This is a genomic window from Micrococcus sp. TA1, from assembly GCF_014199555.1.
Lineage (GTDB): Bacteria > Actinomycetota > Actinomycetes > Actinomycetales > Micrococcaceae > Citricoccus.
Genome location: NZ_JACHNW010000003.1, coordinates 67,143 through 86,323, shown reverse-complemented (window position 1 = coordinate 86,323; position 19,181 = coordinate 67,143). Strand labels below are relative to the sequence as shown.

At 72.3% G+C, this 19,181-nt stretch carries 16 protein-coding genes; 14 read left to right on the top strand and 2 right to left on the bottom strand.

Features of this window, described 5'->3' with window-relative positions; translation table 11 throughout:
• Positions 1 to 11 precede the first annotated feature (11 nt).
• The 8 genes from GGQ69_RS14105 to GGQ69_RS14070 all read left to right on the top strand — a co-directional run bounded on the left by GGQ69_RS14105 (position 12) and on the right by GGQ69_RS14070 (position 9,878).
• Entirely contained in the window at positions 12 to 863 is an 852-nt protein-coding gene (locus tag GGQ69_RS14105; protein WP_183529657.1) for a hydrolase, read from the top strand.
• Positions 864 to 1,131: 268 nt separating this feature from the next.
• On the top strand, positions 1,132 to 2,889 hold the full coding sequence (locus GGQ69_RS14100; protein ID WP_183529655.1) for an ABC transporter ATP-binding protein: 1,758 nt from the start codon (positions 1,132 to 1,134) through the stop codon (positions 2,887 to 2,889).
• The gene (locus GGQ69_RS14095) at positions 2,886 to 5,120 is read left to right on the top strand and encodes an ABC transporter ATP-binding protein (protein ID WP_183529653.1); all 2,235 of its coding nucleotides are present in this window, start codon (positions 2,886 to 2,888) and stop codon (positions 5,118 to 5,120) included. Before GGQ69_RS14100 ends, GGQ69_RS14095 begins: the two co-directional genes overlap by 4 nt.
• Positions 5,117 to 6,244, top strand: coding sequence for a hypothetical protein (locus GGQ69_RS14090; RefSeq protein WP_183529651.1), 1,128 nt, complete (start codon positions 5,117 to 5,119; stop codon positions 6,242 to 6,244). The genes GGQ69_RS14095 and GGQ69_RS14090 overlap by 4 nt, the downstream gene beginning before the upstream one ends.
• 30 nt (positions 6,245 to 6,274) lie before the next feature.
• Positions 6,275 to 7,276 carry a CPBP family intramembrane glutamic endopeptidase gene (locus GGQ69_RS14085; protein WP_183529649.1) on the top strand — a complete coding sequence of 334 codons (1,002 nt, stop codon included), beginning with the start codon at positions 6,275 to 6,277 and terminating at the stop codon, positions 7,274 to 7,276.
• 26 nt (positions 7,277 to 7,302) lie between these two features.
• Positions 7,303 to 8,697: an MATE family efflux transporter gene (locus GGQ69_RS14080; RefSeq protein WP_183529647.1), complete on the top strand. Its 1,395-nt coding sequence runs from the start codon at positions 7,303 to 7,305 to the stop codon at positions 8,695 to 8,697.
• A 52-nt stretch (positions 8,698 to 8,749) separates the two neighbouring features.
• A complete protein-coding gene (locus GGQ69_RS14075; RefSeq protein ID WP_141565995.1) occupies positions 8,750 to 9,340 on the top strand; it encodes a hypothetical protein in 591 nt (196 codons plus the stop codon).
• A gap of 115 nt (positions 9,341 to 9,455) precedes the next feature.
• Complete coding sequence (locus GGQ69_RS14070) at positions 9,456 to 9,878, top strand: hypothetical protein (protein WP_183529645.1); 423 nt, start codon at positions 9,456 to 9,458, stop codon at positions 9,876 to 9,878.
• 87 nt (positions 9,879 to 9,965) lie between these two features.
• Here GGQ69_RS14070 and GGQ69_RS14065 read toward each other — a convergent pair whose 3' ends face one another.
• A complete protein-coding gene (locus GGQ69_RS14065) occupies positions 9,966 to 10,778 on the bottom strand; it encodes a CGNR zinc finger domain-containing protein (RefSeq protein ID WP_183529643.1) in 813 nt (270 codons plus the stop codon).
• A gap of 284 nt (positions 10,779 to 11,062) precedes the next feature.
• Here GGQ69_RS14065 and GGQ69_RS14060 point away from each other — a divergent pair, with 284 nt between their 5' ends.
• The 6 genes from GGQ69_RS14060 (at position 11,063) to adhP (ending at position 18,183) form a co-directional block, all read left to right on the top strand.
• Entirely contained in the window at positions 11,063 to 12,718 is a 1,656-nt protein-coding gene (locus GGQ69_RS14060) for a thiamine pyrophosphate-dependent enzyme (protein ID WP_183529641.1), read from the top strand.
• A gap of 103 nt (positions 12,719 to 12,821) precedes the next feature.
• A complete protein-coding gene (locus GGQ69_RS14055; protein WP_183529639.1) occupies positions 12,822 to 13,316 on the top strand; it encodes an SRPBCC family protein in 495 nt (164 codons plus the stop codon).
• Positions 13,317 to 13,495: 179 nt separating this feature from the next.
• Positions 13,496 to 13,927, top strand: coding sequence for a DUF779 domain-containing protein (locus tag GGQ69_RS14050; protein ID WP_183529637.1), 432 nt, complete (start codon positions 13,496 to 13,498; stop codon positions 13,925 to 13,927).
• On the top strand, positions 13,924 to 15,435 hold the full coding sequence (locus GGQ69_RS14045) for a GAF domain-containing protein (protein ID WP_183529635.1): 1,512 nt from the start codon (positions 13,924 to 13,926) through the stop codon (positions 15,433 to 15,435). Before GGQ69_RS14050 ends, GGQ69_RS14045 begins: the two co-directional genes overlap by 4 nt.
• Positions 15,436 to 15,541: 106 nt before the next feature.
• Complete coding sequence (locus GGQ69_RS14040) at positions 15,542 to 17,089, top strand: aldehyde dehydrogenase family protein (protein WP_183529633.1); 1,548 nt, start codon at positions 15,542 to 15,544, stop codon at positions 17,087 to 17,089.
• A 65-nt stretch (positions 17,090 to 17,154) separates the two neighbouring features.
• Positions 17,155 to 18,183 (top strand): alcohol dehydrogenase AdhP, encoded by a 1,029-nt coding sequence (gene adhP, locus GGQ69_RS14035; protein ID WP_183529631.1) that lies wholly within the window; start codon positions 17,155 to 17,157, stop codon positions 18,181 to 18,183.
• Positions 18,184 to 18,225: 42 nt separating this feature from the next.
• Here the strand turns inward: adhP and GGQ69_RS14030 are convergent, their stop codons facing one another.
• Complete coding sequence (locus tag GGQ69_RS14030) at positions 18,226 to 19,170, bottom strand: alpha/beta fold hydrolase (RefSeq protein WP_183529628.1); 945 nt, start codon at positions 19,168 to 19,170, stop codon at positions 18,226 to 18,228.
• Positions 19,171 to 19,181 lie beyond the last annotated feature (11 nt).

Genomic DNA, 19,181 nt, shown 5'->3' with positions numbered 1-19,181 from the left:
CTGCACTGACCATGGACACCCAGCCGACACCTGACCAGCCGTGGGACCGGACCGTCCTGTGCACCACCTGCGGGGTGGAACACGACCCGGACGCCCTGCCCGGGACGTGCGCGATCTGCGCCGACGACCGCCAGTGGGTCCCGGCCGACGGCCAGCGCTGGACGACCGTGGGCGCCCTGCGCGCCGGCGGTGCCCGCGTGCAGCCGGCCCCGCTGGAGCCGGGCCTCTGGGCGCTGCCGGTGAGCGGCGGGGCCGGGATCGGCCAGCATGCCAAGCTGCTGACGACGCCGGCCGGGAACCTCCTGGTGGACGTCCCCGCCCACATCGACCGGGCGGCCGTGGAGGCGGTGGCCGGCCTCGGCGGGCTGGCCGGGATCATCGCCTCCCACCCGCACATGTACGGGGTCCAGTCGGACTGGTCCGAGGCGTTCGACGGCGTGCCGGTCTACGTCTCCGCGCCCGACGCCGCGTGGCTGGCCCGGCGGCCGGGGAACCTCGCGCTGTGGTCCGGGACGATCGAGCCCCTGCCCGGGGTCACGGCCTCCCAGCCCGGCGGGCACTTCCCGGGCAGCGTGGTGGTGCACTACACCGCCGAGGACGGGCGGGGGGTGCTGCTGGCCGGGGACACCGTGGGCGTGGCGCGGGACCGGGCCTGGACCACGTTCATGCGGTCCTTCCCGAACTACCTGCCCCTGTCCGGGCGGGTGGCGCTGCGGATCGCGGACCACCTGGACCGGTACGACTACGACCGGCTCTACGACAACTTCACCGGCTGCATCACCGCGGAGGCCCGCGCGGTGGTGCACCGCTCCGCGCAGCGCCACGCGGACTGGGCCGAGGGCCGCTGCGACCACCTGACCTGATCCCCTCCCCGCCCGGGGCCGCGGCGCGCACCCCCGGGCCCCTGCGGCCAGGTGATTCCGATCCTGCGGGATCCCTCCCGCCGGGCCCGCAACGGCCCCGGCGGCGAACCGGGTAGGGCATGATGGACCACGGACCATTCCGGTCCCCGACCTCCCGCCACCCCGTCACGGCCCTGGCGCGCGGTCACGGGGTCCCGTCACGGTCCCCGCCACCCTCGTCCGTCGAAGCGGATCCTTCGCGGACCCCACTATGACCCGGGAGTGAACCGTGCTCTGGAAACTCGTCCGGCACTACGGCAGGCCCTACTGGCGCTCCGTCGTAGCGGTCCTGGTGCTGCAACTGGCCGCCACCCTGGCCACGCTGTACCTGCCGAGCCTGAACGCCGACATCATCGACGACGGCATCGCCCGGGGCGATACCGGCTACATCTGGCGGACCGGGGCGGTGATGCTCGGCGTCGCCATCGTCCAGGTGGCCACGGCGATCGCCGCCGTCTGGTTCGGCGCCCGCGTGGCGATGGCCCTCGGCCGGGACGTCCGCAAGGCCGTGTACTCCCAGGTGGACGGGTTCTCCGCCGAAGAGGTCGGACGCTTCGGCGCGCCCACCCTCATCACCCGCGGCACGAACGACGTCCAGCAGGTGCAGATGGTCGTGCTCATGGCGCTGAACTTCATGGTCATGGTCCCGATCATGTCCATCGGCGGCATCATCATGGCGATCCAGGAGGATCCCGGCCTGTCCTGGCTCGTGTGGGTCTCGGTTCCCCTGCTGCTGGTCATCGTCGGCCTGCTCGTGCGCACCCTCATGCCCTTGTTCGAGCGGATGCAGGACAACATCGACGGCGTGAACGGCGTGATGCGCGAACAGATCATGGGCATCCGCGTGGTCCGCGCCTTCGTCCGGGAACGCCACGAGGCCCAGCGGTTCACGGACGCCAACGCCGCGCTGACGGACACCTCGGTCCGGATCGGCCGGCTGTTCGTCCTGATGGGCCCGGTCATCACCATGGTCCTGCACCTGGCCACCGCCGCCGTGCTCTGGTTCGGCGGCCTGCGCGTGGACCAGGGACTCGTGGAGGTCGGCGCCCTGACCGCGTTCATGCAGTACCTCCTGCAGATCCTCATGGCCGTCATGATGGGCACCTTCATGTTCATGATGCTCCCGCGGGCCGTCGTCTGTGCCCGGCGCATCGGTGAGGTGCTGTCCACCTCCGGCTCGCTCCGGGAACCGGTCGCCCCCAGGGTGCCCGAGCGCCAGGAGGGCCGGGTGGAACTGCGCGATGTCCGCTTCGCCTACCCGGGTGCGGAGTCTCCCGTGCTGGACGGCATCTCCTTCACCGCCGAGCCGGGCCGCACGACCGCGATCATCGGCTCCACCGGCTCGGGCAAGTCGACGCTGGTGAACCTCATCCCCCGGCTCTACGACGCCACCGGTGGAGAGGTCCTCATCGACGGGGTGCCGGTGACCGAGCAGGCCAGGGCCTCGCTCACCGCGGCCGTGGGGCTGGTCCCCCAGAAGCCGTTCCTGTTCTCCGGGTCCGTGGCGGACAACCTCCGGTTCGGCAACCCAGACGCCACGGACGCCGAGCTGTGGGCGGCCCTGGACACGGCCCAGGCCACGGAATTCGTCCGGGAACGCACGACGGGGGAGGGGGAGGCGGCCCGCACCGGACTGGACTCCGCCATCTCCCAGGGCGGCACCAACGTCTCCGGGGGCCAGCGCCAGCGCCTGTGCATCGCCCGGGCGCTCGTGGCCCGGCCCCGGGTCTACGTGTTCGACGACTCGTTCTCGGCGCTCGACGTCACGACCGACGCCCGGCTGCGCCAGGCCCTGACCGGGTACACCCGGGGGGCCACCACGATCATCGTGGCCCAGCGCGTCTCCACCATCACCGATGCCGACCAGATCCTGGTCCTGGACGAGGGCCGGATCGTCGGCCGCGGCACCCATGAGGAACTGCTCGCGACGTCGGAGACCTACCGGGAGATCGTGGACTCCCAGATCAGTGCGGAGGAAGTGGCATGAGCGCGGACCGAGCGAACCGGAAGAGGGGCCGGAGGGCCCTGCGCGCGACGGACCGCCGGGGGCAGGGTGCCGGCGACGCCGGCGCGATCACGGACGAGGAGATCGCCGAGCTGCAGGACAGCGTGGGACCCGACGAGTGGGGCGGCACCTCGGCTCCCCGCAGGGCCAAGGCGTTCTGGCCCTCGGCCAAGCGCCTGTTCGCCACCTTCGGGCCCGAGCGGACCGGCATGACGCTGGTCGTGGTGCTGGTCGTCGTGGCCGTGGTCTTCAACGTCTGGGCCCCCGCCATCCTCGGCGACGCGATGAACGTGATCTTCGGTGGCCTGGTCTCAGCCCAGATGCCGGCCGGCATGACCGCCGAGCAGGTCATCGACGGGCTGCGCGCCACTGGCCAGGCCCAGGCGGCGGACATGCTGTCCGGGATGGACTTCGTGCCCGGCCAGGGCATCGACTTCGCGGAACTGGCCCGGCTCATCCTCATCGTGCTCGGCATGTACGTGGTGGCCCAGCTGTTCATGTGGCTGCAGGGGCGGGTTCTGAACGACATCGTCATGCGCGTGGTCTACCGGTTGCGCCAGGACATCGAGGCCAAGGTCAACCGCCTGCCGCTGAGCTACTTCGACACCCGGCAGCGCGGTGACCTGCTGTCCCGGACGACCAATGACGTGGACAATGTCCAGCAGGCCATGCAGCAGGCGTTCGCCACCCTGGTCTACTCGGCGCTGACGATCATCGGCATCGTCATCATGATGTTCTGGCTGTCCTGGCAGCTGGCGCTCATCGCGTTGATCGCGCTCCCGTTGTCCGGCGTGGTGGTGGGGATCATCGGGTCGAAGTCGCAGAAGCTGTTCACCGCGCAGTGGAAGAACACCGGCCGGCTCAACGGCCACATCGAGGAGTCCTTCACGGGGCACGAGCTGGTGACGGCGTTCGGCCGCCAGCAGGACATGGGCGCCCGCTTCGACGAGCGCAACGAGGAGCTCTACGAGGCCTCGTTCCGGGCGCAGTTCTACTCCGGGATGATCATGCCGATCATGCAGTGGGTGAACTACCTCGGCTACGTGGGCATCGCCGTGGTGGGCGGTCTGCGGGTGGCCACGGGCCAGATGACCCTCGGCGCCGTCACGGCGTTCATCCAGTACTCGCGGGAGTTCAACCAGCCGCTGGGCCAGGTGGCGGGCATGTCCAACATGCTCATCTCCGGCGTGGCCTCCGCCGAGCGGATCTTCGAGCTGCTCGACGCCGAGGAACAGGACCCGGACCTGGCCGACCAGGAACGCGCGGGCACCCTGGACCCGGCCGGGCGCCGGCCGGCGGACCTGGCCCGGCCGGTGCTCGGGCGGATCGAGTTCGACCACGTGGCCTTCTCCTACACCCCGGAGAAGCCGCTCATCACGGACCTGTCCCTGACCGCCGAGCCCGGCCACACCATCGCCATCGTCGGGCCCACCGGTGCCGGGAAGACCACGCTGGTGAACCTCATCATGCGGTTCTACGAGATCGACGCCGGCGCGATCCGCCTCGACGGCGTGGACATCCGCTCCCTGCAGCGGAGCGTGCTGCGCGGCCAGGTGGGCATGGTGCTGCAGGATGCCGTCCTGTTCGGCGGGACCATCCGGGAGAACATCCGGTACGGGCGGCTGGACGCCACGGACGAGGAGGTCGTGGCCGCGGCGCGGGCCACGTTCGTGGACCGCTTCGTGCACACCCTGCCGGACGGCTACGACACGGTCATCGAGGACGAGGGCGCCAACGTCTCCGCCGGGGAGCGCCAGCTCATCACGATCGCCCGCGCCTTCCTGGCCGATCCCGCCCTGCTGATCCTGGACGAGGCCACCTCGTCCGTGGACACCCGGACCGAGGTACTGGTCCAGGAGGCCATGGCGGCGCTGCGTACCGACCGGACCTCGTTCGTCATCGCCCACCGGCTGTCCACCATCCGCGACGCGGACGTGATCCTGGTGATGGAGCACGGGGACATCGTGGAGCAGGGCTCCCACGATCAGCTGCTCGCCGCCGGGGGCGCCTACCACCGGCTGTACATGTCCCAGTTCACCGCGGGCGTGGACCTCGATGCCGAGACGGAGGCGCTCTCGCCGGGCACCGGCGCCCTCCCGGTCAGCGGCGAGGGGACGGTCCCGGCCGGCACCGGGCCGGTTCCCGTGGTGACCGGTCCGGTTCCCGTGGTGACGGACCCCGAGCCGGACGAGTCCGGGATCCGCGACCGGTGAGGGCACCGGACGGGGAAGCGGCCTCGGCGGACCGGGCCCCGGACGCCCCGGGCGCCCCGGACGCGGACTCGGCCCGTCCCGGGACCACCGTCCGGTTGGGCGTGCTGATCCGGGCGGACGTGTCCGCTCCGGCGCAGGAGGGAACCCTGGCCGCGGAACTCGAGGACGGGCTGGCAGCCGCCTACCCGGGGTTGTCGTGGCAGGTCCAGGTGGAGCGGGGACACCTCGGGGATTCCGAGGACGAGGACTCGCTGGACCTTCTCGAGTCCACGCGGGACCGCATGCTCGACCGGGACTGGGACCTGGCGGTCGGCGTGTGCCAGGAGCCGTTGCGGCAGGGCCGGCACTCGCTGACCGCGCAGGTCTCCCCCGCACACTCAGCCGGGGTCGTGTCCCTGGACCTGGCGGGGGTGGGTGTCGCGGACGCCGTGCGTGACGTCGTCGCACGGATCCTCGGCCTGGACCCGGACGAGGGTGGTCCCTCGCCGCAGCAGCTGCGGTCCGCCGTGGACGCGGCGCGCCAGCTGGCCACGGACGTCGAGGACCGCGGCGCCGAGAACGGTGGACTGTTCGCCTGGCGGGTGGGGTCCTCGAACGCCCGGCTGCTCCTCGGCACCATCCGGGCCAACCGGCCGTGGCTGCTCGCCGCGAGCCTGTCCCGCTCGCTGTCCGCGGCCCTGGCGACCGGCGCGCTGACCCTCATCACCACCGACCTGTGGCTGCTCTCGGCGGAGTACGACGGGCTGCAGATGGCGCTCGTGGGCGCCGTGGCCGTCCTGTCCGTGACGGTGTCCCTCGTGGTGGGCGCGAACCTGTGGGAGAGGCCGCGGCGCCGCGCCGAACGTGAGCAGGTCGCCGTGTTCAACATCGCCACGGTCTCCTCCGTGCTGATCGGGGTGGTGGTGCTGCACGTGGGTCTGTTCGCGGCGGCCCTGGCCGGCGCCCTGCTGCTGGTGGACCCCGACGTGTTCGCGGAGGTCACGGGAGACCCCGCGCACTTCCCCCAGTACCTCAAGCTCGCCTGGTTCGTGGGCGGGCTGGCCACGATCGGCTCGGCGCTCGGGGCCGGGCTCGAGGAGGACGACGACGTCCGTGCCGCGATCTTCACCCGCGGCAGCGCCTGACCTCCCGGGGCCCGCCGATAGCATGGCCTCATGACCCAGGACCCGCGGCAGGCACCGCAGTACCAGCATTCCGCCCCGCCGCCGGGCCCGCAGTCCGCCGCGCAGGACATCCCGCCCGGGTGGCCGAAGCGGGGACAACGGTACGGTCACCCCGGATCCGGCCCCCGCACCGCCGGGATGCCGGGCGCTCCGTCCGCCCCCGGTGCCCTCTCCGTCCCGGGTGCCCCGTCCGGTGTCCAGCCGGCCCACGGCGGACCGGGCGGCATCCCCCCGGGCTGGCCGGGACGGGCGCGGCGCGAGCGGATCGTGCTGGACCCGGGACCCTTCACGTGGATGGACCTGGCCACGGTCCTGGCGTACGTGCTGATCTTCATCCTGGGCGGCGCGGCGGTCGTGGCCCTGGTCCCGGGGTTCATGGACCGGTTCACGGACGCGGACGGCACCGTCAACACGGCCTCGTTCACCTTCGCCGTGAACCTCATCTCCTACGCGGTGCTCTCCGCGCTGGTGCTCATCGCCTGCTGGCGGCCGTTCGTGCGGTCCTTCCAGACCTTCCGGGACCGGGGCTGGCTGAAGGCGGGCCTCATCCCGGGCGTCTGGCTCGCGTGCATCATGGTCAACGCCCTCGTGGTGTTCGCGGCCGGCGAGCCGATCAAGAGCGCCAACCAGCTGGCCATCGAGGAGATGACCACCCAGGTCGACTTCCTGCCCATGCTCCTGGTGACCGTGCTGATGGCACCCCTCGTGGAGGAGTACATCTTCCGGCACCTGATGATCGGCAAGCTCTCCCGGTACATCAACGTCTGGGTCTGCGTGGCGATCTCCATGGTGCTGTTCGCGATGATCCACTTCATCAGCACGGGCTTCCAGTTCAACCCCGTGGAGGTCATCCCCTACCTGACCCTGGCGGCGGCCATCTGCGTGACCTACGTCCTCACGGGCAGGTCACTGGCCTTCGTGGTGATCCTTCACGTGTTCAACAACCTCGTCTCGATCGTGGTGGCCTACACGCTGCTGCCGCTCGTCAGCTGAGCGACCATGACCACCGCCGAGGGCCCATGACCACCCGGGACACCGAGCGCCCCGGACTCCGGGCGGCCCCGCGCGACCCCCGTCCGGTCTCCCGGCAGATCCTCGCCCTGGCCGTCCCTGCCTTCGGGGCCCTGCTGGCCGAGCCGCTGTTCCTGCTCGCCGACACCGCGATCATCGGCCACCTCGGCGTGGCGCAACTGGCCGGCGTGGGGGTGGGGACCACCATCCTGCACACCGTGACCGGGCTGATGATCTTCCTGGCCTACTCGACCACCCCGGCGGTGTCCCGCTTCATGGGCGCGGGCAACCGGCGAGCGGCCATGGACCGCGGGCGCGACGGCGTCTGGCTGGCCCTGCTGCTCGGCCTCGCCCTGGCGGTGGCCGGCTGGGTCACCGCCGCGCCGCTGGCCGGGCTGATCGGCGCGGACGGGGCGGTCCAGGAGCACGCGGTGGCCTACCTGCAGTGGTCCATGCCGGGCATCCCGGCCATGCTCGGCGTGCTCGCCGCCACCGGCATCCTGCGCGGACTGCTGGACACCCGGACGCCCCTGATCGTGGCCGGGGTGGGCTTCGGCCTCAACATCGGGCTGAACTTCCTCATGGTCTACGGCCTCGGACTGGGCGTGGCGGGGTCCGCGGCGGGCACCTCGATCGTGCAGTGGGGGATGTTCGCCGTCTACCTGGCCGTCCTGCTGCCCAGGTTCCGTGCCGCCGGGACCGGCCTGGCGCCGTCGTGGGCGGGCATGCGGGCGACCGCGCAGGTGGGCTCCTGGCTGCTGTTGCGCACCGCGAGCCTGCGGGTGGCCATCCTGGCCACCGTCATGGCCGCCACGGGACTGGGCGTGGCCACGCTGGCCGCGCACCAGCTCGTGTTCACCGTCTACTCCACCCTGGCCTTCGCCCTCGACGCCCTGGCGATCGCCGCCCAGGCGCTCATCGGCCGGGAGCTGGGCGCCGGCCGCAGGGACGAGGCGCGCGCCCTGACCGGCACCATGGTCCGGTGGAGCCTGTGGTTCGGGCTGGTCACCGGCCTGCTGCTGGCGGTGCTGGCCTGGGCGCTGCCGCCGTTGTTCACGCCGGATCCGGCGGTGCGGGCCGCGGCCACCGCGGGCCTGCTGGTGCTCGCGGCGTCGCAGCCGGTCAGCGGGTTCGTGTTCGTCCTGGACGGCGTGCTCATCGGGGCCGGCGACGCCCGCTACCTGGCCCTGGCCGGCGTCGTGAACCTGGTGGTGTACCTGCCCGCGCTCGCCGGACTGGCGTGGCTCGCCTCGGGTGCGGCGCAGGGTGGCCAGGCCCCCGGTGCCGGCGTCCAGCTCGCGCTGCTGTGGGCCGGTTTCGCGGGGGTCTTCATGGGAGCCCGCGCCGTGACGCTCGGGCTGCGGGCGCGTTCCGACGCGTGGATGCGCACCGGCGAGCACTGAGGGCGGACCGGCCACGGCCGGCCCGTTCCGGCACCCGGCCTAGAATGGACGGGTGCCTGCCGCAAAAGCCCCCGTCGAGACCGCCGCGATCATGTGGAAGCCGATCCTCGTGCGCGCCCTCATCGCCGCGATCTTCGGCCTGACCACCATCTTCCTGCAGGAGCCGGGGCTGGGCGTACTGAAGTACGGCCTGGCCGCGTACTTCGTGTTCTCCGGCTCGGGGCTGTGGGAGTACCTGCGCCGCGAGCCCGTACCCGAGGGCATGCGCGGTCCGCTGTCCATCGCCGCGGCCGTGTTCATGGTCGGCGCGATCGCCCTGCTCTTCGCCGGCACGGCGTTCGTCGCCGGCCTGATCGCCGCGGTCGCGCTCATCGGGTCCGGCCTCGCCGAGGTGGTGGCCTGGGCGCGGTACCGCAGGGAGTTCGTGCCCGCGCGCGACCAGCTCTACACGGGCGGCGTCGGCATCCTGTCCGGCATCGGCCTGCTGATCTTCCTGCACCTGGACCCGCACGGGATGCTCGGCATCGTCGGCGGCGGGGCCATCGTCATCGCCGTGCTCCTGGCCATCTCCGGCTTCGGCTTCCGGCACGACGCCGGCCCGGCCGCCCGCGAGGCCGCCGAGCCCCGGGCCCCGCGCAGGTAGGGGCCGGTTTCCCGGTCCTGGGTCGAGAGGTTTCTCTACACCCCGTAGAATGGACGGGTGCGCCGCGGCCCCGCACGGCCGCCGTACCGGAACCCGTAGACCAGGAGAACAGTTCGTGAGCACGCCCAGCACCGGCCCGCAGTCCCGGGACCCCCGTCAGTCCGGGGCCCGGAAGGACGAGGGCAAGCCCGGGTTCCTGGCCTCGATCAAGGGACCGCTCGTCTTCTCCTTCGCCCTGGCCGTCATCGGCGGCGCGGTCGCCATGTTCACCGCCTCCGGGGGCTCGGACAACCCGGTGCGCGTGGACATCGGGTTGATCGCCTTCGGCGTCTTCTTCATCGTGTCCCTCGTGGTGGTGGCCATGCTGCAGCTGGCCGCCAAGGACAACCCGGAGCACCTGTCCCAGGGTTCCGGGGTGCACCGATCCTCGGAGGAACTGCACCAGCAGGCCGTGGCCCGGCGCAAGGCCGAGGCGCGCCGCAGGCGCGAGGAGGCGGCCGGTCGCGCCGCCTCCGACGAGGGCCCCGGGGCCGGTTAGGCCCTCCGCGCCTGCGCGCCGAGACCGACGCCGGCCGGCGTCGACGCCGCGGACATCACCCGGCGGTGTGCCCGCGGCGTCCCCGCACTACTTCTTGTGCTTCTTGGACTTCTTCTTGCCCTTGTCCTTCTTCGCCTTCTTGCCGGGCTTCGTCCCCTCCCCGTCCGGGGCCCTGTCGCGGACCGCGTCCTGCTGCACGGCCCGGTCCGCGGACACCGCACCGGTCTCCTCGTCCCCCGCCTCGGCCGCCCGGCGCGCCCGGTAGGCACGGACATGGGCCCGGTTGGCGCAGTTGGCCTCATCGCAGAACTGCTTGGAGCGATTGCGGGTCAGGTCCACGAAGGCGTTGTCGCACGCCTCCCCGGAACAGGTCCGCAGCCGGGTGAGCTCCCCGGCCAGCGCCACGTCGGTCAGCGCCAGTGCGAAGGCGGTGGACAGCTCCTTCTCCGCGGGATCGCCCTCGCGTCCGGCGTCCAGGACCGCCGGGGTCCGGGCCGGGGAACCCGCCGCCGGCCCGCCCGCCGCGTGCGGCGCCGTGGCCGCGGTGCCCGGCCTCTCGCCGTCGGGCCCTCCGGGCAGGATCAGCTGCACGGGGCCGGCGGCGGAGAGCAGGTGGTTGATGCCCGCCAGGGCGGCCCCGGCGTCCTCGGCGGCGGCATCGTGCCAGATGCCGGCGATGGCGGCCCGCAATTTGCGCACCGAGCGCAGGGTGGCGCTGGAGGAGGGCTCGGCGCCGGCGGGGCGGGCCTCGCCGGCGTGGGGGGACACGTCGGCGAGGATGTCGGCCAGGTGCTGTTCGTCGAGTCGTTCGGGAAGGGTCTGGCCGCCGTGGTCACCGGCGGCGGTATTGGCAAGGGCTGCGGCCTGAGTGAGACGGCGCGTGGTGTTGGGGGAGAACATTTCAGCACTGTACTTTCGGTTGATCCTGTAGGACAGAATTCGTCCCCGCCGGTGGCCGGCGGGGTGCGGAGGGTGCCCGCCCGGGACCGTCCGGAGGGGCTGTCGGGGCGGGTCGGGGCCGGGTCCGGGAGATCATCAGCCCACTGACGACATATCCCGCCACAGGTGACGGGCGGTACGGTGCGCTGGGGTATCTTTGCTCGGAGTCCACCCCGGCCCGCCCGTGGGAACACCCGGGTCGCGGTGCGGCAGTGCCGCCGCCGCACACAGTCCAAGGAGCCTTGATGAGCACTGAGCAGAACACGTCCGAGACCAAGTCCGCCGGCCACGTCATCGTGGACACGCTGGAGGCCCACGGCGTGAAGCGCGTCTATTCGGTGCCCGGGGAGAGTTACCTGGACGTGCTGGACGGCCTGCACAACTCCTCCATCGAGAACGTGATCTGCCGCCACGAGGGCGGGGCCGCCTACATGGCCGAGGCCGACGGCAAGATGAACCCGGTCCCGGGCATCGCCATGGTCACCCGCGGCCCCGGTGCCGCGAACGCCCACGTGGGCCTGCACACCGCCTGGCAGGACTCCACCGCGATGGTGCTGTTCGTGGGCCTGATCCCCTTCGAGCACCGCGGCAAGGAGGCGTTCCAGGAGTTCGACCCGCAGATGTGGTTCGAGTCCGGCGCCAAGCGCGTGATGACCCTCGACCACGCCAGCCGCGCCTCCGAGATCGTCGCCGAGGCCATGTTCGCCGCCAGCTCCGGCCGTCCCGGCCCGGTCATCGTCGGCCTGCACGAGGACGTCATCAAGGAGCAGGTCGACGCCACGCTGCACCCCTGCATCCCGGTGGCCCCCGGCGGCATGACCGTCGAGGACTGGAAGTCGCTCCACGACGCGCTGCAGGAGGCGGACAAGCCGCTGTTCATCACCGGCGGCAACGACTGGACCACCGAGGGCGCGGAGATGCTCACCACGTGGCTGGAGGAGCACCACATCCCGGCCGCCGCCGAGTGGCGCACCGAGGGCACCGTGCCCTTCAACTCGCCGTCCTACGTGGGCCCGATCGGCTACGGCCGCCCGAAGCCCACCTATGACCTGCTCGAGGAGACCGACCTCATCGTCTTCGTCGGCACCGTCCCGGGCGACGTCGTCACCGACGGCTTCACCATCCGCCAGCACTGGGACAAGAAGAACTTCCTGGTCACCATCGACCCGTCCCTGCGCGGCCGCTCCGGCCCCGTCTCCCACCAGATCGTGGCCAAGCCGGACGTGTTCGTGCGCGACCTGGTCCGCATGGACCTCAAGGTGAAGGACTCCTGGAAGGAGTGGACCGCCCGGATGCGCTGCGAGCAGGAGGCGTTCGCCGCACTGCCGCCGGCCGAGCCCTCCGAGGGCCAGGCCCGCATGGACACCCTCATGGCCAACCTGGTGCAGTCCCTGCCCGAGGACGCCATGATCACCCTGGGCGCCGGTGAGCACACCAACTGGGCGCACCGCTACTTCCCGACCAACTCCTACGCGGCCATGATCTCGGCCCGCAACGGCTCGATGGGCTACTCGGTGCCGTCCGCCGTGGCGGCGTCCCTGAACTACCCGGGCCGCCGAGTGGTGACCATCGCCGGGGACGGCGAGTTCCTGATGAACGGCCAGGAGATGGCCACCGCCGCCCAGTACGGTGCCACCCCGCTGATCATCGTCATGGACAACCAGGAGTACGGCACGATCCGCACCCACCAGGAGCGGGACTACCCGGGCCGCGTCTCCGGCACCCAGCTGAAGAACCCCGATTTCGCCAAGGCCGCGGAGGCCTTCGGCGGTTTCGGCGTGCGGGTGGAGCAGGACTCCGAGGTGCCCGGCGCCCTGGAGGCCGCGCTCAAGGCCATCGACGACGAGGGCCGGTTCGCCCTCATCCACCTGATCGTCGAGCAGCGCGTCAAGGCGTACTGAACCCGAACGGTTCAGTCCTGGGCCGGAACGGTTCAGCGCACGGCAGGCGGAGCGGTACGGTGATCCCATCCGCTCCGCCTGTCGTCCACCGAGGTCCGTCCCCATGAAGCCACTGTCCGTCGTCGTCCACGTCAACGCCCCCGCCGCCGCCGTCTGGGAGGTGCTGACCGACCTCGAGGGCACCGCGCAGGTGCTCGGCGGGGTACGCGGGGTGGAACGGCTCTCCGGGGACACCGGTTACCAGGTCGGCACCCGCTGGCGGGAGACCCGGGTGATGTTCGGCCAGGAGGCCACCGAGGACATGACCGTCACGGCCGTCGAGCCCGGTCGGCGGACCGAGCTGCGGGCCGAGTCCCACGGCATGCGCTACCGCACCGAGTTCGAACTGCGGCCGGTCACCGGAGGCGCCGATGCCTCCCCGAGGACCCAGCTCGTGATGCGCTTCCAGGGCGAGCACGCGCACGGCGGTCGTGCGCGGAAGCTGCTGGGCGCCCTCACGGCGCCCCTGGGGGTGGCCGTCTCCCGGACGGCGATGCGCCAGGACCTGGCGGACATCGCCGCCGCGGCCGAGCGCCGCGCCCGGGCCCGGACCGCCTGAGCGGCCCCGTCCCGGTCGTCCCGGGTCAGGCCCGGGATACCGGTGCGGGGACGCGGTGGGTCGCGGCCGTCCCGCCGGTCCTCCGGTGGTGGCCCCGTGCGCACCCGCGGGCTACTGATCGTGACGCGGGTCACGTTTAAGGATACGGTGAGGGGATCCCCTACCCCCAGGAGACCGCGATGACGTCCGCGTCCCCGGAGGCTCCGAGTGGAGCCGGCCATCCCTCCGTGCTCGACGCCCGCCCCCAGGTGCCCGGTGAGCAGGTCTCGCGCGTCGGGATGACCCGGGCCGCGCTGGAGCTGGTGCAGGCCCTCCAGCGGGTCCACGGGCCGTTGATGTTCCACCAGTCCGGCGGGTGTTGCGACGGCTCCTCGCCGATGTGCTTCCCGGACGGTGACTTCCGCACCGGTGACGCCGACATCCTGCTGGGCACCTTCGACCTGCCCGACGGCACCGAACTGCCCTTCTGGATGAGCCGCGAGCAGTTCGAGTACTGGAAGCACACCCACCTGACCCTGGACGTGGTCGACGGCCGGGGGTCCGGGTTCTCGGTGGAGGCCCCCGAGGGCAAGCGCTTCCTCATCCGCTCGCGACTGATGGATCCTCGGTGATCCCCAGGCTCGCGGCGCCCTCCTACCAGCGGCACGTGGAGCGGGCGCACCACGAGCTCGCGGCCCTGGCCGCCGGTGCCACGGCGGTGGGCGCCGGGTCCGCGCCCGGGCTCCCCGCCCTGCCGCTGCCGGACGGCGGACCGCTGCGGGAGGACGTGGTCCAGTCCTGGAGGCGGTCCCTGGCCGTCCGGGCCCGGATCGACGCCTCGGCGGCGCCCGCGGTGCTCGCCGACGACGACCTGCGCCACGCCCGCAGCGAGCACCCCCTGGCGGGGGTCCTGGCCGTCGTGCGCCGCCTGCTGGTGCAGCCGGCGACGGACGCCGGACTGATCGTGGCCCTGGGCAACGCCGCGGGCCAGCTGCTCTGGGTGGAGGGTGACCCGGCCGCGGCCCGGCGCGCCGAGGTGATGGGCTTCGTGCCGGGAGCGGACTGGTCCGAGACGTCCGTGGGCACCTCCGCCCCCGGGGCCGCCCTGGCCACCGGGCGTCCCATGCAGGTCAGCCGCGCCGAGCACTTCCACCCGGTGGTCCACCCCTGGAGCTGCTCGGCGGTGCCGTTGCGGGACCCCTCGGACGGGTCGATCCTCGGCGTGCTGGACCTGACCGGCGGGGACGAGGCCGTCTCCCCGCTGGCCCTGCCGCTGCTGGCCGCCGCGGCCTCAGCGGTCGAACTGACGTGGCAGCGGACGGGAGCCGGCCGGGCGGCCGGATCCACCGTCGTCGTGCCCGGCCGTGCGGCGCGCGAAGCGGGCCCGACGGCGCGAACCGCCGCGTCCGGCGGGACTGCCTCCACCGGCGGCGTGGACCCCGGTCCGGGTGCTCCCGCGCACGGGGACGCGGGCCGGGACCTGCTGCTGCGGGTCACCGGGGTGCTGCCGGCCCGGTTGGGGCGGGACGGCGCCGCCCTGCGTGAGGTGTCCGGCCGGCACGCGGAGATCCTCACCCTGCTGGACTGGCACGCCCCCGGGCTGGACGGGGCCGCGCTCGAGGACATGCTCTACGGCCGGCGCGGCCAGGACGTGACCCTGCGGGCCGAGCTGCACCGGTTGCGCCGGATGCTGGCCGGATGCGCGGAGGGCGGCACGGGCCCGTCCACCCCGGGCCCGGCCCCCGGGACCGGTCCGGCCGGGGATGCACCGGACGCCGGTCGCATCGGGCTCGACTCGCGCCCGTACCGCATCAGCGGGCCGTTGCGCACGGACGCCGGCCTGGCCCGGGACGCGCTGCGCCGCGGCGACCTGGACGCGGCCCTGCGCTGCGCCGTCGGGATGGTGCTGCCGCGCTCCGAGGCCCCCGGCATCGTGGAGATCCGGCGGGAACTGCACGCGGACCTGCGCGAGGCCGTGCTGCAGGACGCCGGCCTCGAGCAGTTGTGGGCGTACCTGGGGCGTCCGGAGGCCGCCGGGGACCTGGACCTGTGGTCGACGGCGTTGCGCATGCTGCCGGCCGACTCACCGCGCCGTGCGCTCGCCGTGAGCACGATCGAGCGGATCACCGCAGGCGGCTGACCGGCCGGGGGGCGCGCCCCCGCGGATGCAACGTGGATGCAACCTCACTGTGAGTACCGTCACAGTCAGCGCAGGGTAGCGCCCGTTCCATCCCCGAGGAGTCGACATGACCGTCTACGCAGATCCCGAGACCACCGTCTACGCGAACCCCGGCACCGAGGGTGCCAAGGTCAGCTTCAGGCCCCGCTACGACCACTACATCGGCGGCGAGTGGGTCCCGCCCGTGAAGGGCCAGTACTTCGAGAACCCCACCCCGGTGACCGGACAGGTGTTCACGGAGGTCGGCCGGGGCACGCCCGAGGACATCGAGGCGGCACTGGACGCCGCCCACGCCGCCGCGCCGGCCTGGGGCCGGACATCGCCGGCCGAACGGGCGCTGATCCTGAACCGGATCGCGGACCGCATGGAGCAGAACCTGGAGATGCTCGCGGTGGCCGAGACCTGGGACAACGGCAAGGCCGTCCGCGAGACGCTCAACGCCGACCTGCCCTTGGCGATCGACCACTTCCGCTACTTCGCCAGCGCCATCCGCACGCAGGAGGGCAGCCTGTCCCAGCTGGACGAGAACACCACCGCCTACCACTACCACGAGCCGCTCGGGGTGGTCGGGCAGATCATCCCGTGGAACTTCCCGATCCTCATGGCCGTCTGGAAGCTCGCACCGGCGCTGGCCGCGGGCAACGCGGTGGTGCTCAAGCCGGCCGAGCAGACCCCGGCCTCCATCCTCGTGCTCGCCGAGCTGATCGGGGACCTGCTGCCTCCCGGCGTGCTGAACATCGTCAACGGGTTCGGCCTGGAGGCCGGCAAGCCGCTGGCCGCCAGCAAGCGCATCCGCAAGATCGCGTTCACGGGTGAGACCACCACGGGCCGGCTCATCATGCAGTACGCCTCCGAGAACCTCATCCCGGTGACCCTCGAGCTGGGCGGCAAGTCCCCCAACGTCTTCTTCGAGGACGTCATGTCCGCCGACGACGCCTACTGGGACAAGGCCCAGGAGGGCTTCACCATGTTCGCCCTCAACCAGGGCGAGGTCTGCACCTGCCCGTCCCGCGCGCTGGTCCAGGAGTCCATCGCCGACCGCTTCCTGGACGCCGTGGTCGAGCGCACGAGGCGCATCAAGCAGGGCAACCCGCTGGACCCGGAGACCATGATGGGCGCCCAGGCCTCCAACGACCAGCTCGAGAAGATCAAGTCCTACCTGGACATCGGCCGCCAGGAGGGCGCCGAGGTGCTGATCGGCGGGTCGCCGGCCGAGCTCGACGGGGACCTGGCGGGCGGCTACTACGTGCAGCCGACCATCTTCCGCGGCACCAACGACATGCGCATCTTCCAGGAGGAGATCTTCGGCCCGGTGGTCTCGCTGACCACCTTCCGGGACTTCGACGACGCCATGGCCATCGCCAACGACACCCTCTACGGCCTGGGCGCCGGGGTCTGGTCCCGCAACGGGAACACCGCCTACCGGGCCGGGCGGGCCATCCAGGCCGGCCGGGTCTGGGTGAACAACTACCACGCGTATCCGGCGCACTCCGCCTTCGGCGGGTACAAGTCCTCCGGCATCGGCCGGGAGAACCACCTGATGATGCTGGACCACTACCAGCAGACCAAGAACCTGCTGGTGTCGTACGCCGAGGGCAAGCAGGGCTTCTTCTAGACCCGGCCCGGCCCCCGACCCCCCTCAGAGGAACACCCCGCTTTTCCCGCATCTAGGAGGATGCCATGAACATGATGAAGGCCGCCGTCGTCGAGTCGTTCGGCAAGGACCTCACCGTCAAGGACCTGCCCATCCCGGAACCCGGGCCCGGCCAGGCGCTGGTGAAGCTGATCTCCACCGGCGTGTGCCACACCGACCTGCATGCCCGGGACGGTGACTGGCCCGTGCAGCCCACCCCGCCCTTCGTCCCGGGGCACGAGGGCGTCGGCATCGTCGAGAAGGTCGGCGAGGGGGTGACCGACGTGTCCGTGGGACAGATGGTCGGCAACGCCTGGCTGTCGAGTGCGTGCGGCAGTTGTGAGTACTGCCGGACCGGCTGGGAGACCCTGTGCGAGAGCCAGACCAACGGCGGCTACTCCGTCGACGGCTCCTTCGGGGAGTACATGCTGGTGGACGCGAGGTTCGCGGCGATCATCCCTGAGGGTGCGGATCCGTACGAGGTCGGTCCCGTACTGTGCGCCGGGGTGACCGTCTACAAGGGCCTGAAGCAGACCGAGGTCCGTCCCGGCCAGTGGGTGGTCATCTCCGGCATCGGCGGGCTGGGGCACATCGCCGTCCAGTACGCCGTGGCCATGGGGATGCGCGTGGTCGCCGTGGACGTCGCCGACGACAAGCTGGCGCTGGCCCAGGAGCACGGTGCGGAGGTCCTGGTCAACGCCAACGTGGCCGAACCGGCCGAGGAGATCCTGAAGAGGACCGGAGGGGCCCACGGCGTGCTCGTGACCGCGGTCCACCCGAAGGCCTTCGGCCAGGCGATCGCCATGGCCCGCCGCGGCGGCACGATCGTGTTCAACGGGCTGCCGCCGGGAGACTTCCCGGCGCCGATCTTCGACATCGTCCTGAAGGGCCTGACGATCCGCGGCTCGATCGTCGGGACCCGCCAGGACATGGTCGAGGCGCTGGACTTCTACGCGCGCGGGCTGATCCACCCCACCTACACGCGGCGTCCGCTGTCCGAGGTGAACGCGGTGCTGGACGAGATGCACCACGGCAAGATCGCCGGCCGCGTCGTCATCGACTACACGGAGGACTGAGCCGTCCCGTTGACCCGCACCTGACCCGGACGGGCCCCGGCGCTATCGCCGGGGCCCGTCCCGGTGCGGGCCGTCAGGACTGGCGGCGGGGCTCCGCCTCAGGCGGGGCCGGTCCGTGAGTCGATCGACGCGTGGGCCGGGGACGCCCTGCGCCACCCAGGGGTCCACGAGCCCGCGGAACGCCTCGGGTTGCTCCACCCAGGGATAGTGGCCGCAGTCCCCGATCATCTCCAGCCGGGCACCCAGGACGCGGGCGCCGGCACGGACCGGGGCATCGCCGACGAGGATGTCCTCCGTGCCGCCGATGACGAGCGTGGGAGGCAGGTCAGCCTGCCGGACGCGGTCCGCGGCGTCCTCCGGGATGTCCCGGGACCAGGCACCGGAGGCCGCGAGCGAGGTCGACCCGAGGGGTGAATGCTCCTGCTCCCGCAGGGTCCACCGCGCGTAGCCGGCGGGGCGCTGGACCGGTGAGTCCGCCTGGAACCGCGCCTCGTCCCGCGGGGCGGGTCCGGCCAGCGAGGCCATCGCCCGGCCGATCACCGGTTCCGTGCGCCGGGCCGCGATCGCGGCGCCGTCGTGCTCGGTGTCGGTGAGCCAGGTCAGCGACGGGGTGACGAGCAGGAGGGAACGCACGCGGCCCGGGTACCGGGTGGCCGCGGCCAGCGCGAGCTGCGCCCCCGCGGAGTGGGCGATCAGGTCGGCCCGGTCCAGGCCCAGGGCGTCGAGCGCGGACACCACGTCGGCCGCGTCCGTCCACCAGCCCCGGGACAGGCTTCCGGTGGCCGGCGTCCCGCGCGGGTGCAGGACGGCCAGCGTCCGGGTCCCGGCCAGGCCGGCCAGGTCCTCGAGGTACTCCGGCGAGCGGCACGGCCCGCCCGGCAGGACGAGGACCGGTGGGCCGGAACCGGCGCCCAGGACCTGGACGGCGAGGGGAGTGCCGTCGTCGGCGACGGCGGAGATCAGGGAACCGGTCTGCGTGGACTCCACGGCCGGCGTCC

Coding starts and splice junctions, on each gene's coding strand:
- GGQ69_RS14105 (WP_183529657.1), top strand. CDS start 12: ATGGACACCCAGCCGACACCTGACCAGCCGTGGGACCGGACCGTCCTG.
- GGQ69_RS14095 (WP_183529653.1), top strand. CDS start 2,886: ATGAGCGCGGACCGAGCGAACCGGAAGAGGGGCCGGAGGGCCCTGCGC.
- GGQ69_RS14085 (WP_183529649.1), top strand. CDS start 6,275: ATGACCCAGGACCCGCGGCAGGCACCGCAGTACCAGCATTCCGCCCCG.
- GGQ69_RS14080 (WP_183529647.1), top strand. CDS start 7,303: ATGACCACCCGGGACACCGAGCGCCCCGGACTCCGGGCGGCCCCGCGC.
- GGQ69_RS14065 (WP_183529643.1), bottom strand. CDS start 10,778: ATGTTCTCCCCCAACACCACGCGCCGTCTCACTCAGGCCGCAGCCCTT.
- GGQ69_RS14060 (WP_183529641.1), top strand. CDS start 11,063: ATGAGCACTGAGCAGAACACGTCCGAGACCAAGTCCGCCGGCCACGTC.
- GGQ69_RS14055 (WP_183529639.1), top strand. CDS start 12,822: ATGAAGCCACTGTCCGTCGTCGTCCACGTCAACGCCCCCGCCGCCGCC.
- GGQ69_RS14050 (WP_183529637.1), top strand. CDS start 13,496: ATGACGTCCGCGTCCCCGGAGGCTCCGAGTGGAGCCGGCCATCCCTCC.
- GGQ69_RS14040 (WP_183529633.1), top strand. CDS start 15,542: ATGACCGTCTACGCAGATCCCGAGACCACCGTCTACGCGAACCCCGGC.
- adhP (WP_183529631.1), top strand. CDS start 17,155: ATGAACATGATGAAGGCCGCCGTCGTCGAGTCGTTCGGCAAGGACCTC.